13 protein-coding genes are annotated in these 16500 nt (G+C 69.8%); 11 read left to right on the top strand and 2 right to left on the bottom strand.

The genetic code is table 11. The annotated features are described in order from the left end of the window. Nucleotides 1-23: 23 nt before the first annotated feature. The 11 genes from nuoE (at nucleotide 24) to recQ (ending at nucleotide 15384) form a co-directional block, all read left to right on the top strand. Nucleotides 24-848, top strand: coding sequence for an NADH-quinone oxidoreductase subunit NuoE (gene nuoE, locus RI138_RS19595; protein ID WP_311120991.1), 825 nt, complete (start codon nucleotides 24-26; stop codon nucleotides 846-848). Continuing rightward, a complete protein-coding gene (gene nuoF, locus RI138_RS19600; protein ID WP_179500000.1) occupies nucleotides 845-2227 on the top strand; it encodes an NADH-quinone oxidoreductase subunit NuoF in 1383 nt (460 codons plus the stop codon). The genes nuoE and nuoF overlap by 4 nt, the downstream gene beginning before the upstream one ends. Continuing rightward, a complete protein-coding gene (locus RI138_RS19605; protein ID WP_311120992.1) occupies nucleotides 2224-4734 on the top strand; it encodes an NADH-quinone oxidoreductase subunit G in 2511 nt (836 codons plus the stop codon). The genes nuoF and RI138_RS19605 overlap by 4 nt, the downstream gene beginning before the upstream one ends. Continuing rightward, the gene (nuoH, locus tag RI138_RS19610; RefSeq protein WP_311120993.1) at nucleotides 4731-6134 is read left to right on the top strand and encodes an NADH-quinone oxidoreductase subunit NuoH; all 1404 of its coding nucleotides are present in this window, start codon (nucleotides 4731-4733) and stop codon (nucleotides 6132-6134) included. The genes RI138_RS19605 and nuoH overlap by 4 nt, the downstream gene beginning before the upstream one ends. After that, nucleotides 6127-6819, top strand: a complete 693-nt coding sequence (nuoI, locus tag RI138_RS19615; RefSeq protein ID WP_311120994.1) for an NADH-quinone oxidoreductase subunit NuoI — start codon at nucleotides 6127-6129, stop codon at nucleotides 6817-6819. Before nuoH ends, nuoI begins: the two co-directional genes overlap by 8 nt. Next, complete coding sequence (locus RI138_RS19620) at nucleotides 6816-7682, top strand: NADH-quinone oxidoreductase subunit J (RefSeq protein ID WP_311120995.1); 867 nt, start codon at nucleotides 6816-6818, stop codon at nucleotides 7680-7682. The genes nuoI and RI138_RS19620 overlap by 4 nt, the downstream gene beginning before the upstream one ends. Beyond that, nucleotides 7679-7978, top strand: coding sequence for an NADH-quinone oxidoreductase subunit NuoK (gene nuoK / locus RI138_RS19625; protein ID WP_096624906.1), 300 nt, complete (start codon nucleotides 7679-7681; stop codon nucleotides 7976-7978). The genes RI138_RS19620 and nuoK overlap by 4 nt, the downstream gene beginning before the upstream one ends. Before the next feature lie 13 nt (nucleotides 7979-7991). Further along, nucleotides 7992-9887, top strand: a complete 1896-nt coding sequence (gene nuoL, locus RI138_RS19630) for an NADH-quinone oxidoreductase subunit L (RefSeq protein WP_311120996.1) — start codon at nucleotides 7992-7994, stop codon at nucleotides 9885-9887. A gap of 4 nt (nucleotides 9888-9891) precedes the next feature. Further along, complete coding sequence (locus RI138_RS19635; protein ID WP_311120997.1) at nucleotides 9892-11463, top strand: NADH-quinone oxidoreductase subunit M; 1572 nt, start codon at nucleotides 9892-9894, stop codon at nucleotides 11461-11463. Continuing rightward, nucleotides 11460-13124, top strand: a complete 1665-nt coding sequence (gene nuoN, locus RI138_RS19640) for an NADH-quinone oxidoreductase subunit NuoN (RefSeq protein WP_311120998.1) — start codon at nucleotides 11460-11462, stop codon at nucleotides 13122-13124. Before RI138_RS19635 ends, nuoN begins: the two co-directional genes overlap by 4 nt. Before the next feature lie 166 nt (nucleotides 13125-13290). Next, entirely contained in the window at nucleotides 13291-15384 is a 2094-nt protein-coding gene (gene recQ, locus RI138_RS19645; RefSeq protein WP_311122941.1) for a DNA helicase RecQ, read from the top strand. Nucleotides 15385-15423: 39 nt separating this feature from the next. Here the strand turns inward: recQ and RI138_RS19650 are convergent, their stop codons facing one another. Both RI138_RS19650 and RI138_RS19655 read right to left on the bottom strand, forming a co-directional pair. Then, nucleotides 15424-16032 (bottom strand): Uma2 family endonuclease, encoded by a 609-nt coding sequence (locus RI138_RS19650; RefSeq protein ID WP_311122942.1) that lies wholly within the window; start codon nucleotides 16030-16032, stop codon nucleotides 15424-15426. A 131-nt stretch (nucleotides 16033-16163) separates the two neighbouring features. Continuing rightward, nucleotides 16164-16499, bottom strand: a complete 336-nt coding sequence (locus RI138_RS19655; RefSeq protein WP_311120999.1) for a hypothetical protein — start codon at nucleotides 16497-16499, stop codon at nucleotides 16164-16166. Nucleotide 16500: the final 1 nt, after the last annotated feature.

The raw sequence follows: 16500 nt of genomic DNA on the forward strand, positions 1-16500 counted from the left end.
CACGCCAAGACGTCAGTCTGGGGATGCCGCAGCTCCCCGCCACCCCCTACCCGGCCGAGGTACGCGCCCGGCTCGACGCGGACGCGAAGGAGGTGGTCGCCCGCTACCCCAGCAGCCGCTCCGCCCTCCTGCCGCTGCTGCACCTCGTGCAGTCAGAGGAGGGATACGTCTCCCGTACGGGCATCGCCTTCTGCGCCGAGACGCTCGACCTCACCACCGCCGAGGTCACCGCCGTCGCGACCTTCTACTCCATGTACCGGCGCAGGGCGGGCGGTGACTACCAGGTCGGCGTCTGCACCAACACCCTGTGCGCGGTCATGGGCGGCGACGCCATCTTCGACACGCTCAAGGAGCACCTCGGGGTCGGCAACAACGAGACCACCGACGACGGCAAGGTCACCCTCGAACACATCGAGTGCAACGCCGCCTGCGACTTCGCGCCCGTCGTGATGGTCAACTGGGAGTTCTTCGACAACCAGACGCCCGAGAGCGCCACGCAGCTCGTCGACGACCTGATCGCGGGCCGGACCGTCGAGCCCACCCGGGGCGCCCCGCTCTGCTCGTACAAGGAGACCGCCCGCATCCTGGCCGGGTTCCCCGACGGGCGCCCCGGTGCCGTCGAGGCCACCGGCGGGGCGGGCCCCGCCTCCCTCGTCGGGCTGAAGCTGGCCAAGGGCGAGGCGCTGCCTCAGGCACGCGTCGTCTCCCCGCGCGGTGAGCGCCCGCACGGCGCGCAGCCGCACGACCCTTCGCCGTCCGAGCACCTCAGCTCGCACGACGCACCGCAGCAGACCTCGGCCTCCGACCCGGAGCACCCGGCCGGGCCCGCAGCCGAGGAGGGGGAGTGATGACCTTGGCCGCCGAGATCGACCGCAACGGGACGAGCCCCGAGAAGCTGCTCGCGCCCGTGCTCTCCTCCTTCTGGGACCAGCCCGATTCCTGGACCCTGGACACCTACCGCCGCCACGAGGGCTACGAGGGCCTGCGCAAGGCGCTCGCCATGTCGCCCGACGACCTCATCGCGTACGTCAAGGACTCCGGTCTGCGCGGACGCGGCGGCGCGGGCTTCCCCACCGGGATGAAGTGGCAGTTCATCCCGCAGGGGGACGGCAAACCGCACTATCTAGTTGTCAACGCCGACGAGTCGGAGCCGGGGACCTGCAAGGACATCCCGCTCCTCTTCGCGAACCCGCATAGCCTCATCGAGGGCATCGTGATCGCCTGTTACGCGATCCGTTCGTCGCACGCGTTCATCTATCTGCGCGGTGAGGTCGTCCCCGTGCTGCGACGACTGCACGAGGCCGTACGAGAGGCGTACGAGGCGGGATATCTGGGGACGAACATCCTGGGTTCAGGACTCGATCTGGAACTCACGGTGCACGCGGGTGCGGGTGCGTACATCTGTGGTGAGGAAACCGCGCTGCTCGACTCTCTCGAAGGACGGCGTGGCCAGCCCCGGCTGCGACCCCCCTTCCCTGCGGTCGCCGGTCTGTACGCCTGCCCCACTGTGGTGAACAACGTCGAGTCCATCGCCTCGGTTCCCGCGATCCTGAACAAGGGCAAAGACTGGTTCAAGTCGATGGGCAGCGAGAAGTCCCCTGGCTTCACGCTCTACTCGCTCAGTGGCCATGTCACCAGCCCCGGCCAGTACGAGGCCCCGCTCGGCATCACGCTGCGTCAGCTCCTCGACATGAGCGGCGGCATGCGGGCCGGTCACCGGCTGAAGTTCTGGACCCCGGGCGGCTCCTCCACCCCGATGTTCACCGACGAACACCTCGACGTCCCCCTCGACTACGAGGGCGTCGGCGCCGCCGGGTCCATGCTCGGCACCAAGGCGCTCCAGTGCTTCGACGAGACGACCTGCGTCGTGCGGGCGGTCACCCGCTGGACCGAGTTCTACGCCCACGAGTCCTGCGGCAAGTGCACGCCCTGCCGCGAAGGGACGTACTGGCTGGTCCAGTTGCTCCGCGACATCGAGGCAGGCAAGGGCCAGATGTCCGACCTCGACAAGCTGAACGACATCGCCGACAACATCAACGGCAAGTCGTTCTGCGCGCTGGGCGACGGCGCGGCCTCGCCGATCTTCTCCTCCCTCAAGTACTTCCGCGAGGAGTACGAGCAGCACATCACGGGCAAGGGCTGCCCCTTCGATCCCGCCCGGTCCACGGCATGGGCCGACGACAAGAACGCCGAAGGCAAGAACGCTCACCGGGGGGTGAACGCATGACAGTCACCACGAGTGCGCCCTCCGGGGGCGGCGAGGCGGCCGTACCGCCCGAGGATCTGGTCACGCTGACCATCGACGGCATCGAGATCAGCGTCCCCAAGGGGACCTTGGTCATCCGGGCCGCGGAACTCCTCGGCATCGAGATCCCGCGGTTCTGCGACCACCCGCTCCTCGACCCGGCAGGCGCCTGCCGCCAGTGCATCGTCGAGGTCGAGGGCCAGCGCAAGCCGATGGCCTCCTGCACCATCACCTGCACCGACGGCATGGTCGTCAAATCGCAGATCACCTCTCCTGTCGCCGAGAAGGCGCAGAAGGGCGTGATGGAGCTGCTGCTGATCAACCATCCGCTGGACTGCCCGGTCTGCGACAAGGGCGGCGAGTGCCCGCTGCAGAACCAGGCGATGTCGCACGGCGGAGCCGACTCCCGCTTCGAGGGTAAGAAGCGGACCTTCGAGAAGCCCGTCCCGATCTCCACCCAGGTGCTACTGGACCGCGAGCGGTGCGTGCTCTGCGCGCGTTGCACCCGGTTCTCCAACCAGGTCGCGGGCGACCCGATGATCGAGCTGATCGAGCGCGGCGCCCTCCAGCAGGTCGGCACCGGCGAGGGCGACCCCTTCGAGTCGTACTTCTCCGGCAACACCATCCAGATCTGCCCGGTCGGCGCGCTGACCTCGGCGGCGTACCGATTCCGCTCCCGCCCCTTCGACCTGGTCTCCACCCCCTCGGTGTGCGAGCAGTGCTCCGGCGGCTGCTCCACGCGGACCGACCACCGGCGCGGCAAGGTCATGCGGCGTCTCGCGGCCAACGAGCCCGAGGTCAACGAGGAGTGGATCTGCGACAAGGGGAGGTTCGGGTTCCGTTACGCCCAGCAGCGTGACCGGCTCACCACCCCGCTGGTCCGCAACGCCGAAGGCGTCCTGGAACCGGCGAGCTGGCCCGAGGCGCTGGAGGCCGCGGCCACCGGTCTGCTAGCCGCCCGCGGCCGTACCGGCGTACTGACCGGCGGCAGGCTGACCGTGGAGGACTCCTACGCGTACAGCAAGTTCGCCCGGGTCGCCCTCGACACCAACGACATCGACTTCCGCTCCCGGGTCCACAGCAGCGAGGAGGCCGACTTCCTGGCCGCCCGGGTCGCCGGACGCGGCCGGGACCTGGACGGCGAGGGGGTCACGTACACCGCACTGGAGAAGGCCCCCGCGGTCCTGCTCGCCGGGTTCGAGTCCGAGGAGGAGGCCCCCGGCGTCTTCCTGCGGCTGCGCAAGGCCCACCGCAAGAGCGGCCAGCAGACCTTCGCGCTCGCCTCGCACGCCACGCGAGGCCTGGTGAAGGCGGGCGGCACGCTGCTGCCCGCCGCCCCCGGCACCGAGACCGAGTGGCTGGACGCGCTCGCGGGCGGCGTCGGCCTGGAGGGCGAAGGGGCCGCGGCCGCCGAGGCGTTGCGCGGGGAGAACTCCCTGATCATCGTCGGCGAGCGGCTCGCCGGGGTACCCGGCGCACTGTCCGCCGCCGTACGCATCGCAACGGCCACCGGCGCACGCCTGGTGTGGATTCCGCGCCGGGCGGGCGACCGGGGCGCGGTCGAGGCGGGCGCACTCCCCTCGCTGCTGCCCGGCGGCCGCCCGGCCACCGACCCGCGGGCCCGGGACGAGGTGGCGTCCCTGTGGCGCGTCGCCGAACTGCCCTCCCGCTACGGGCGCGACACCGGCCAGATCGTCGAGGCCGCGGCCACCGGCGAACTGGGCGCGCTCCTCGTCGCCGGGGTCGGCGTCGAGGACCTGCCCGACCCGGCCCGCGCGATCGAGGCACTGGACGGGGTCGGCTTCCTGGTCTCCCTGGAGCTGCGGCCGAGCCCGGTCACCGACCGGGCCGACGTGGTCTTCCCGGTCGCCGCCGTCGCGGAGAAGTCCGGCACCTTCCTCAACTGGGAGGGCCGGGTCCGGATGTTCCAGGCCGCACTGAAGCCCGAGCAGATGTCCCGGACGCTCTCGCCGACCGACTCGCGCGTGCTGCACATGCTGGCCGACGCCATGGACGTGCACTTCGCGCTGCCGGACCTGGCCGCCGCCCGCCGTGAGCTCGACCGGCTCGGCGGCTGGGAGGGCGGCCACGCGGACGACCCGCACGAGTCGACGCAGCCGCTGCCCCGGCCCGGCGACGGCGAGGCGGTCCTCGCGGGCCACCGGATGCTGCTCGACCTCGGCCGGCTCCAGGAGGGCGACACCGCGCTCGCCGGGACCCGGCACGCGGCCGTCGCCCGCCTCTCGGCCACCACCGCGGCCGAGACCGGCGTCAAGGACGGCGACCTGCTCGCCGTCACCGGACCCGCCGGCACCGTCGAACTGCCCCTGGCCGTCACCGACATGCCGGACCGGGTGGTCTGGGTGCCGCTGAACTCGGTGGGAGGCGGCATCCCCGCCGACACCGGTGCGAACCCCGGCGGCCTGGTGCGGATCGGCCCCGCCGCCGCACCGGGTGCTCCCGTCGAACCATCGGAGGTACGAGCGTGACTGGCCTCACCGCACTCACGACGGCGCCCGAGCGTGCCGTCCTCGCCGCCGAGGATCTCTCGATGTTCGGCACCGACCCCTGGTGGCTGGTGCTCCTCAAAGCGGTCTTCTGCTTCGCGTTCCTGATGCTGGTCGTGCTCTTCTCGATCGTGTGGGAGCGCAAGGTCGTGGCCTGGATGCAACTGCGCATCGGCCCGAACCGGCACGGTCCCTGGGGGCTGCTCCAGTCCCTCGCCGACGGCGTCAAGCTGATGCTGAAGGAGGACGTGGTCGTCAAGGGCGCGGACAAGGCGGTCTACGTCCTCGCGCCGATCCTCGCGGCGATCCCCGCCTTCATGGCGATCGCGGTGATCCCCTTCGGCCCGGCGGGCAACGAGGTCTCGATCTTCGGCACGCGCACCACGATGCAGCTGACCGACCTGCCGATCGCCGCCCTGTACATCCTCGCGGTCGGCGCGGTCGGCGTGTACGGATTCGTCCTCGGCGGCTGGTCGTCGGGCTCGACGTACCCGCTGCTCGGCGGGATCCGCAGCTGTGCCCAGATGATCAGCTACGAGATCGCGATGGGCGCCGCCTTCGCCTCGGTCTTCCTCTACTCCGGGTCGATGTCGACCTCGACGATCGTGGAGGCGCAGGCGGACCGCTGGTACATCGTCCTGCTCCCGGTCTCCTTCCTCATCTACATGGTGACCATGGTCGGTGAGGCCAGTCGGGCGCCGTTCGACATGCCGGAGTCCGAGGGCGACCTCGTCGGCGGCTTCAACACCGAGTACAGCTCCATCAAGTTCGCGATGTTCATGCTCGCCGAGTACATCCACATGGTGACCGTGTCGATGATCGCGGTGACGCTGTTCCTCGGCGGCTGGCGGGCCCCGTACCCCGTGTCCGCGTTCTGGGAGGGGGCGAACCAGGGCTGGTGGCCGATGCTCTGGTTCTTCCTCAAGCTCCAGGCGCTGATCTTCTTCTTCATCTGGCTGCGCGGCACCCTGCCACGGGTCCGCTACGACCAGCTGATGAAGCTCGGCTGGAAGGTCCTCATCCCGGTCTCGGTGGTCTGGCTGATGCTCGTGGCCACCGTCCGCGCGCTGCGCAACGAGGGCTATGACTTCTCCCGGATCGTCCTGTACGTCGCCGCGGCCGTGATCGCGATCCTGCTGATCTCCTTCGTCGTCGACATGTTCCGCGACCGCAGGTCCAGGGCCGAGGCGGAAGCGCCCGGTCCGGAGCCCGCATTCGACCCGATGGCGGGCGGGTATCCGGTGCCGCCGCTGCCCGGGCAGACCCTGCCACCGGTGCCCAGGCGCAGGCCACGGCGGGAGCGGGAGCTCGTTGTCAGTGGTGGGCCCGATACTCAGAGTGACGGAAACGCGAGTGATGGAAAGGAGGCCGGCGGTGTCTGAGAAACCAGAGCTCACGGGCTCATCGGGATCCGCTGGGTCCTCGGGCGAACAGGGAGCGGGGAAGAAGTTCCAGAACCCCGTGGCCGGCTTCGGCGTGACCTTCAAGGCCATGTTCAAGAAGCGGCTGACCGAGCAGTATCCGGAGACGCCGAAGGTCACGGCGCCCCGCTTCCACGGCCGCCACCAGCTCAACCGCCACCCGGACGGCCTGGAGAAGTGCGTCGGCTGCGAGCTGTGCGCCTGGGCGTGTCCGGCGGACGCCATCTACGTGGAGGGCGCGGACAACACCGAGGAGGAGCGCTACTCCCCGGGAGAGCGCTACGGCCGCGTCTACCAGATCAACTACGCGCGCTGCATCCTCTGCGGACTCTGCATCGAGGCCTGCCCTACCCGGGCGCTGACGATGACGAACGAGTTCGAGCTCGCCAACACCACCCGCGAAAGCCTCATCTACACCAAGGACGAGCTGCTCGCGGGCCTGGACGAAGGCATGGTCGACAGTCCGCACGCGATCTTCCCCGGCATGGACGAGCAGGACTACTACCGGGGCCTGGTCACCGAGGCCGCGCCCGGCACGGTCCGGCAGACAGCCGTGTCCAAGGGCGAGAACGACAAGCCGGACGAGGACCCGATCGAGTCGACCCGGGCCGCCGACGCCCGGCAGGACAAGGGGGTGGACGCGTGAACGCGCTGGCCGCAGCCGCCACCACCTCCACCGGCGAGGCCGTCCAGTTCTGGATCCTGGGCACCGTCGCCGTGATCGGCGCGCTCGCCACGGTCCTGATGAAGAAGGCCGTGCACAGTGCCCTGTCGCTCGCCGGGACGATGGTCATCCTGGCCGTGTTCTACCTCGCCAACGGGGCGTATTTCCTCGGCATCGTCCAGGTCGTCGTCTACACCGGCGCGATCATGATGCTGTTCCTCTTCGTCGTCATGCTCGTCGGTGTCACCGCGGCGGACTCCCTGAAGGAGACCCTCAAGGGCCAGCGCTGGCTGGCGCTGGGCTGTGCCCTCGGCTTCGCCATCCTGCTGATCGCGGGCATCGGGAACGCGTCGCTGAGCACGTTCAACGGGCTCGGCGACGCGAACGCCCGGTACGGCGGCAACGTCGAGGGGCTCGCCAATCTCATCTTCACCAAGTACGTCTTCGCCTTCGAGATCACCGGCGCCCTGCTGATCACCGCGTCCGTCGGAGCGATGTTGCTCACGCACCGCGAGCGCACCGAACGGGCCAAGACCCAGCGGGAGATGTCCGAGGAGCGCGTACGCGGCAAGCACCTGCCGCCGCTGCCCGCCCCCGGTGTCTACGCCCGGCACAACGCGGTGGACATCGCCGGTCTGCTCCCCGACGGCACGCCGTCCGAGCTCACCGTCATGCAGACCCTGCGCCGACGCGGCCAGATCCGTGACGTCTCGCAGGAGTCCCTCGCCGACCTCAAGGCTCTGGAGCAGCGCTCCGGCGAGCGGCTCGGACGTGACGACGCGGACGCCACGGCGCGCGGGGCCGGTCCCGCTTCCGCGGCGGAGAATTCGGAGGCCGCCAAGTGAACCCGGTCAACTACCTCTACCTCGCGGCCCTGCTGTTCGCGATCGGCGCCTCCGGGGTGCTGATCCGGCGGAACGCGATCGTGGTGTTCATGTGCGTCGAGCTGATGCTCAACGCGTGCAACCTGACGCTCGTCGCGTTCTCCCGGATGCACGGCAACCTCGACGGGCAGATCGTCGCCTTCTTCACGATGGTCGTCGCCGCCGCGGAAGTCGTCGTCGGGCTCGCGATCATCGTGTCGTTGTTCCGCTCCCGCCACTCGGCCTCGGTCGACGACGCCAGCCTGATGAAGCTGTAAGGGGTCCGGAAACGTGGAGAACCTGATCGCGCTGCTCGTCGCGGCGCCCCTGCTCGGAGCGGCGGTCCTGCTCTGCGGCGGACGCCGACTGGACCGCGCCGGCCATTGGCTCGGTACGGTGCTCGCCGCCGCCTCGTTCGTCATCGGCCTCGTGCTGTTCACCGACATGCTGGGGAAGGGCGCCGAGGACCGGGCCCTGCACCAGCACCTGTTCAGCTGGATTCCGGTGGAAGGCTTCCAGGCCGACATCGCCTTCCAGCTCGACCAGCTGTCGATGACGTTCGTCCTGCTCATCACCGGTGTGGGCACGCTGATCCACATCTACTCCATCGGCTACATGGAGCACGACGAGCGCAGGCGCCGCTTCTTCGGCTATCTCAACCTGTTCCTCGCGGCGATGCTGATCCTGGTCATCGCCGACAACTACCTTCTGCTGTATGTCGGGTGGGAGGGCGTCGGTCTGGCGTCGTTCCTGCTCATCGGCTTCTGGCAGCACAAGCCCACCGCGGCCACCGCCGCGAAGAAGGCCTTCCTGGTCAACCGGGTCGGCGACATGGGCCTGTCGATCGCCATCATGCTGATGTTCACCACCTTCGGCACCTTCGCCTTCGGGCCGGTGCTGGAGTCGGCCGGCGAGACGAGTCAGGGCAAGCTGACCGCCATCGGCCTGATGCTGCTGCTGGCCGCCTGCGGCAAGTCGGCCCAGGTGCCGTTGCAGTCCTGGCTGGGTGACGCGATGGAGGGCCCGACCCCGGTCTCGGCCCTCATCCACGCCGCGACCATGGTTACGGCCGGTGTCTATCTGATCGTCCGCTCCGGCGCGATCTTCAACGCCGCCCCGGACGCCCAGCTGGTCGTGGTCATCGTCGGCGCGGTCACGCTGATCTTCGGTGCGATCGTCGGTTGCGCGAAGGACGACATCAAGAAGGCCCTGGCGGGGTCCACGATGTCGCAGATCGGGTACATGATCCTGGCCGCGGGCCTCGGCCCCATCGGCTACATCTTCGCGATCATGCACCTGGTGACGCACGGCTTCTTCAAGGCCGGGCTGTTCCTCGGCGCGGGTTCCGTCATGCACGGCATGAACGACGAGGTCGACATGCGCAAGTACGGCGGCCTGCGGAAGTACATGCCGGTCACCTTCGTCACCTTCGGCCTCGGCTATCTCGCCATCATCGGCTTCCCGGGCCTGTCCGGCTTCTTCTCCAAGGACAAGATCATCGAGGCGGCCTTCGCCAAGGGCGGTACCGAGGGCTGGATCCTCGGCTCGGTGGCTCTCCTGGGCGCCGCGATCACCGCGTTCTACATGACGCGCGTGATGCTGATGACGTTCTTCGGCGAGAAGCGCTGGCAGCCCGACGCGGAGGGCCGCGAGCCGCATCCGCACGAGTCCCCGAAGTCGATGACGATCCCGATGATCGTGCTGGCCTTCGGCTCGGTGTTCGCCGGTGGGTTCTTCGCCGTCGGTGACCGGTTCGTCAACTGGCTGGAGCCGGTGACCGGGTACGACCACGGGCACTCCCCGCTCAGCGCGGCCACGGTCACCGGAGCCACCGTGGTGGCCCTCGTCGTCGGTGTCGCCATCGCCTGGACGATGTACGGGCGCAAGCCGGTCCCGGTGGTCGCTCCGCGCGGCTCGGTCCTCACCCGGGCCGCCCGGCGCGATCTGCTCCAGGACGACTTCAACCACGTGGTCCTGGTCCGCGGCGGCGAGCACCTCACCCGCTCGCTGGTCTACGTGGACCACTCCCTGGTCGACGGCGTCGTCAACGGCACGGCCGCATCGGTCGGCGGGCTCTCCGGACGGCTGCGCAAGCTCCAGAACGGCTACGCCCGCACCTACGCGGTCTCGATGTTCGGCGGTGCGGCGGTCGTCATCGCCGCGACCCTGCTGATGAGGGCGGTCTGATCACATGTCCTTTCCCCTCCTGACCGCGACGGCGGCGCTCCCGGCGATCGGCGCGATCGCCACCGCCGCCGTCCCCGCCGCGCGGCGCACCGTGGCCAAATGGCTCGCGCTGCTCTTCTCGCTCGGCACGCTCGTCCTGGCGGGCATCGTCTTCGCCCGCTTCGAACCGGGCGGCGACCGCTACCAACTGACCGAATCCCGGTCCTGGATCGCCGACTTCGGCGTCCGCTACGAACTGGGCGTCGACGGCATCGGGGTGGCCCTCCTCGGTCTCACCGCACTGCTGATCCCGTTCGTCATCGCCGCGGGCTGGCACGACGCCGACCCCCTGGAGACGAAGTCCTCGCGCTGGCGTCCGACGCAGGGCTTCTTCGCCCTGATCCTCATGGTCGAGGCCATGGTGATCCTGTCGTTCCTCGCCACCGACGTCTTCCTCTTCTACATCCTGTTCGAAGCCATGCTCATCCCGATGTACTTCCTCATCGGCGGCTTCGGCGACCGGGCCCACGCGGGCACCGACGAGAACGCCGCGGCGCAGCGCTCGTACGCGGCGGTGAAGTTCCTCCTCTACAACCTGGCCGGCGGTCTGATCATGCTGGCCGCGGTCATCGGCCTGTATGTGGTCGCGGGCAGCTTCTCGCTCTCCGAGATCGCCGAGGCCCGCGCCAACGGCTCCCTGGAGATGGCGACCAGCACCGAGCGGTGGCTGTTCCTCGGGTTCTTCTTCGCGTTCGCGGTGAAGGCCCCGCTGTGGCCGTTGCACACCTGGCTGCCCAACGCGATGGGCGAGGCCACCGCCCCGGTCGCCGTGCTGATCACCGCGATCGTCGACAAGGTCGGCACCTTCGCGATGCTCCGCTTCTGCCTCGGGCTCTTCCCGGAGGCCAGCAAGTGGGCGACGCCGGTGATCATCGCCCTGGCGCTGGTCTCCATCGTGTACGGAGCGCTGCTCGCGGTCGGTCAGCGCGACATCAAGCGGCTCATCGCCTACGCCTCGATCTCGCACTTCGGCTTCATCATCATGGGCATCTTCGCGATGACCAGCCAGGGCCAGTCGGGCGCCACCCTCTACATGGTCAACCACGGGATCTCGACGGCCGCCCTGCTGCTGGTCGCCGGATTCCTCATCACCCGGCGCGGATCGCGGCTCATCGCGGACTACGGCGGAGTGCAGAAGGTCGCCCCCGTGCTGGCCGGGACGTTCCTCATCGGCGGGCTCGCCACCCTGTCACTGCCCGGACTCGCCCCGTTCGTCAGTGAGTTCCTGGTCCTGGTCGGCACGTTCAGCGTGTATCCGGTGGCCGGCATCATCGCCACCTCCGGCATCGTGCTCGCCGCGCTCTACGTCCTGGTCCTCTACCAGCGCACGATGACCGGGCCGGTGAAGGAATCGGTCCGGGGCATGCCGGACCTCAAGGCCCGGGAGCTGGTGGTGGCGGTTCCGCTGATCGCCGTGCTGATCTTCCTGGGCGTCTTCCCGAAACCGCTCACCGAGGTCGTCAATCCGGCGGTGGAGCACACCATGTCCGACGTACAGAAGAAGGACCCCCAGCCCGAGGTGGAGGCCGCCAAGTGAGCGCAACAGCTGTCCACAGTCTGTGGACGACGGCGAGCGGGGTGACCTCGGTGGCGCCCGGCGACTCGTTCACGGCGCCGAAGATCGAGTACACCCAGCTGATGCCCGTCCTGATCATCGTGGGCGTCGCCGTCGTGGGCATCCTGGTGGAGGCCTTCGTGCCGCGCCGGGCCCGCTACCACACCCAGCTCTTCCTGACGGTGACGGCGATCGCCGCCTCGTTCGCCGCGATCGTCGGCCTCGCGGCCGGGGGCTACGGCACCACGAAGGCCCAGATCTCGGCCATGGGCGCCATCGCGATCGACGGACCCACCCTGTTCCTCCAGGGCACCATTCTCCTGGTCGCCATGGTGGCGGTCTTCACCTTCGCCGAACGGCGGCTCGACCCCACCACCCACGGCAACCGGGTGGACTCCTTCGCTGCCCAGCCCGGAACCGTGCCGGGCAGCGACAGCGAGAAGGCCGCCGTACGGGCCGGGTTCGCCACCACCGAGGTCTTCCCGCTCCTCCTCTTCTCGGTGGCGGGTCTGCTGGTCTTCCCGGCCGCCAACGACCTGCTGACGCTGTTCATCGCGCTCGAAGTCTTCTCGCTCCCGCTCTACCTCCTGTGCGCCGTCGCCCGCCGCAAGCGGCTGATGTCGCAGGAGGCGGCCGTGAAGTACTTCCTGCTCGGCGCGTTCTCCTCGGCGTTCCTGCTGTTCGGGATCGCCCTCCTCTACGGCTACGCGGGCTCCCTCTCGTACGCCACCATCGCCAACGTCGTCGACGGCTCGGTCCTGGAGATCGACCCGGCCCTCGCCGACACCATGGGCAACGACGCGCTGCTGCTCATCGGCGGCGCGATGATCCTGACCGGCCTGCTCTTCAAGGTCGGCGCGGTCCCGTTCCACATGTGGACCCCGGACGTCTACCAGGGCGCCCCGACCCCGGTCACCGGGTTCATGGCCGCCGCCACGAAGGTCGCCGCGTTCGGCGCCCTGCTGCGCCTGCTGTACGTGGCGCTGCCGGGCCTCACCTGGGACCTGCGTCCCGTCCTGTGGGCGGTGGCGATCGTCACGATGCTGGGCGGCGCGATCGTCGCGATCACCCAGACCGACATCAAGCGGCTGCTGGCCTACTCCTCGATCGCGCACGCGGGATTCATCCTCGCGGGTGTCATCGCGGCCAGCCCGGAGGGCATCTCCTCGGTCCTCTTCTATCTCGCGGCCTACTCCTTCGTGACGGTGGGCGCGTTCGCCGTGGTCACGCTGGTCCGGGACGCGGGCGGAGAGGCCACGCACCTGTCGAAGTGGGCCGGGCTCGGCCGCCGCTCGCCGCTGGTCGCGGCGGTCTTCGCGGTGTTCCTCCTGGCCTTCGCCGGGATTCCGCTGACCTCCGGGTTCTCGGGGAAGTTCGCGGTGTTCAAGGCGGCCGCCGAGGGTGGTGCGGGCGGACTGGTCGTCGTCGGTGTGCTCTCGTCGGCGGTCGCGGCGTTCTTCTACATCCGCGTGATCGTCCTGATGTTCTTCAGCGAGCCGAAGGCGGACGGCCCCACGGTCGCCGTCCCGTCGCCGCTGACCATGACGACGATCGCGGTCGGTGTCGCCGTCACCCTGGTGCTGGGCCTGGCCCCGCAGTATTTCCTGGACCTGGCGAGCCAGGCGGGGGTCTTCGTGCGGTAGCCCGCGCACGGCATGCGCAGCAGGTACGACGACAACGCCGGACGGTCCGTTTTCCACAGACCGTCCGGCGTTGTCGTAGGAGCCGCCTATCGTGGACGGGGACGAGAGCAGGACGGGCGGGGCCGGATGTGCGGCTCCCCGGGGGGACAGAGCATTGGGCGTGAGCATGGATGTGACCGGGACGGTGACCGAGACCCCTGCGGGCGACGAGAGCGAGGCACTGCGGACACTGCACCGCGTCTTCGGGTACGAGTCGTTCCGCGGCGAGCAGGGTGCGGTCATCGAGCATGTGGTGGCGGGCGGCGACGCCGTCGTGCTCATGCCGACCGGTGGCGGAAAGTCGCTCTGCTACCAGATCCCGTCCCTGGTCCGCCGCGGCACGGGCGTCGTGGTCTCCCCGCTGATCGCGCTCATGCAGGACCAGGTCGACGCCCTGAGGGCGCTCGGCGTCCGGGCCGGGTTCATGAACTCCACGCAGGACTTCGACGAGCGCCGCTCGATGGAGGCCCAGTTCCTCGCGGGCGAGCTGGACGTGCTCTACCTGGCGCCCGAGCGGCTGCGTCTGGACGCCACCCTCTCCCTGCTGGCCCGGGGCGAGATCTCCGTCTTCGCGATCGACGAGGCGCACTGCGTCGCCCAGTGGGGTCACGACTTCCGCCCCGACTACCTGGCCCTGTCCGTGCTCGGCGAGCGCTGGCCGGACGTTCCGCGCATCGCCCTGACGGCGACCGCGACCAACGCCACGCACGAGGAGATCACCCGCCGCCTCGGCATGCCGGACGCGAAGCACTTCGTCGCCAGCTTCGACCGGCCCAACATCCAGTACCGGATCGTGCCGAAGTCCGACCCGAAGAAGCAGCTGCTCACCTTCCTCAAGGAGGAGCACACCGGGGACGCGGGCATCGTCTACTGTCTCTCGCGCAACTCCACCGAGAAGATCGCGGAGTATCTCTGCCGCAACGGCATCCAGGCCGTGCCGTATCACGCGGGCCTGGACGCCGGGACGCGCGCGACCCACCAGGCGCGGTTCCTCCGGGAGGAGGGCCTCGTCGTCGTCGCGACGATCGCCTTCGGCATGGGGATCGACAAGCCGGACGTCCGCTTCGTCGCCCACCTCGACCTCCCCAAGTCCGTCGAGGGCTATTACCAGGAGACCGGCCGCGCGGGCCGCGACGGGGAGCCGTCGACGGCCTGGATGGCGTACGGACTCCAGGACGTCGTCCAGCAGCGCAAGCTGATCCAGGGCGGTGAGGGCGACGAGGCGTTCCGCCGCCGGGCGTCCTCGCACCTGGACTCGATGCTGGCCCTGTGCGAGACGGTCCAGTGCCGCCGGGCCCAGCTGCTCACCTACTTCGGCCAGGAGCCCACGGCCGCCGCCTGCGGCAACTGCGACACCTGCCTCACCCCGCCGGAGACCTGGGACGGCACGGTCGTCTCCCAGAAGCTGCTCTCCACGGTGGTCCGGCTGAAGCGCGAACGGAACCAGAAGTTCGGCGCGGGCCAGATCATCGACATCCTGCTGGGCCGCAAGACCGCCAAGGTCATCCAGTTCGACCACGACCAGCTCTCCGTCTTCGGCATCGGCGAGGAGCTGGCCGAGGCGGAGTGGCGCGGTGTGGTCCGCCAGCTGCTGGCACAGGGGCTGCTCGCGGTCGAGGGGGAGTACGGCACGCTGGTCCTCACCGAGGACAGCGCGAGCGTCCTGGGCCGGGAGCGGGAAGTGCTGCTCCGCAAGGAGCCGAAGAAGCCGACGTCCCGTTCGTCGTCCTCGGCCGGTGGGGCCAAGGGCTCCAAGGGCAAGGCGGCCGCCGCCGACCTCCCGCCGTCCGCCGTCCCGGTCTTCGAGGCGCTGCGCGCCTGGCGCGGGGCGACGGCGAAGGAGCAGGGCGTCCCGGCGTACGTGATCTTCCACGACGCGACGCTGCGGGAGATCGCGACCGTCCACCCCACGACGATCGGGGAGCTGGGGGGCATCAGCGGCCTGGGAGAGAAGAAGCTCGCGACGTACGGGGAGGGAGTGCTGGAGGTCCTGGCGGAGACGTCTCCGGGGCCGGTCGCGGAGGCTACGGCAGCCGCCGACGCTCCCGCAGCCCGTCTGTCGGCGACCCCTGCTCCCGCACCACGACCGGCGACGCCCCCCGCTCCCGCAGCCCGCCCGGCGGCGACCCCGGCGACCCCGGTCCGCGCGACGGCGCCCGCGGCCCCGCAGTACAGCGACCCCGAGTTCGGCTGGGACGAGGAACCGCCCGAGTACGAGTGAGTCGCGCACCGGGCGGCGGGGGTGGCAGGGTGGTGGGGCCTACTCCGGGTTCGCCGACCGGCGGCGGGCCGTGATGGCGGTCAGGTCAAGGTCCACGGGGAACGGCACCGACACCTTCATCCGGTCGTGGAAGATCCCCGTCGAGGTGTACGCACCGGTGGCGGGCTCCCGCTCGAAGACGTACACCACGGCACGCCCGTCGTGGTTCTCCACCCGCCAGTAGTGGGGGATCGTCGCGCGGGCGTACTTCAGGGGTTTGGTCTCCCGGTCGCGGGACCGGGACTCCGGGGAGACGACCTCGATGGCCAGTCGGACCGCCTCGGCGGGGAACCGGGTCTGGTTCGGGTCCTCGATGACATCGCCGTCGATGACGATCACGTCGGGCTCGGGCCGGTTGTACCGGTCGATGTCGACGGTGAACTCGCGCACCACTTCCAGCTCGGGCGGGGCCACGCGACTCAGCTGCCAGGTGAAGAAGTCGACCGCCCGTGAACGAAACAAGGTCTGCGGACTCACGAAGACGAGGCTCCCGTCGATCAGCTCCGTATGCGGAGGGAGATTCGGGAGTGTGTCCAGGTCATCGGCGGTCCAGCCGCCCTCGGGCGGGACCGCCCACCGCGGCTCGGAGGCCTCGGGCTCGATGCTCATCATTGCTCCCATGGGGAGGAGTCTCGCGGGCCTGACCAGGGTATCCGGCGGGAACTGGATACCGATGCCCCGAACGTGCGAACGGGCCTCGCGCGGGTGACGGGCTGGTCAGGGGCGGGGCCCCGGCGGCCTCAGCCCTGAGCGGGGCCCAGCCGACGGGTGTTGCCGCGGCCGCAGGCCAGGCACACCAGCCAGTCCAGCCGTTCGCCGTCCCGTTCGAACGGTTCGCCCACCACGTTGGCCTCCTCCTCGCCGCAGAACATGCAGTCCGCCCAGCCGTCCCGGAGCCGCCGCATGGTCCGCAGCGGTCCGCCGTCGGCGCTCCGCACCCCCACCCAGGGACAGGCGGCGCACTCCCACCACAGCTCGTACCGGCGGCGACGGTTCGCGGGCCGGGCGTGCGCCGGGCGGTTGCCGCAGGCCGGGCAGGCCAGGCGGGCAGAGTCGGTCGGTGTGGGGTCGGGCATG

Source organism: Streptomyces durocortorensis, assembly GCF_031760065.1.
In the GTDB taxonomy this organism is placed as follows: Bacteria; Actinomycetota; Actinomycetes; order Streptomycetales; family Streptomycetaceae; genus Streptomyces.

Excerpts from the sequence above, each read along its gene's own strand:
- nuoE (WP_311120991.1), top strand. The coding sequence starts at position 24 with ATGCCGCAGCTCCCCGCCACCCCCTACCCGGCCGAGGTACGCGCCCGG.
- RI138_RS19605 (WP_311120992.1), top strand. The coding sequence starts at position 2,224 with ATGACAGTCACCACGAGTGCGCCCTCCGGGGGCGGCGAGGCGGCCGTA.
- RI138_RS19635 (WP_311120997.1), top strand. The coding sequence starts at position 9,892 with ATGTCCTTTCCCCTCCTGACCGCGACGGCGGCGCTCCCGGCGATCGGC.
- recQ (WP_311122941.1), top strand. The coding sequence starts at position 13,291 with ATGGATGTGACCGGGACGGTGACCGAGACCCCTGCGGGCGACGAGAGC.
- RI138_RS19650 (WP_311122942.1), bottom strand. The coding sequence starts at position 16,032 with ATGAGCATCGAGCCCGAGGCCTCCGAGCCGCGGTGGGCGGTCCCGCCC.
- RI138_RS19655 (WP_311120999.1), bottom strand. The coding sequence starts at position 16,499 with ATGCCCGACCCCACACCGACCGACTCTGCCCGCCTGGCCTGCCCGGCC.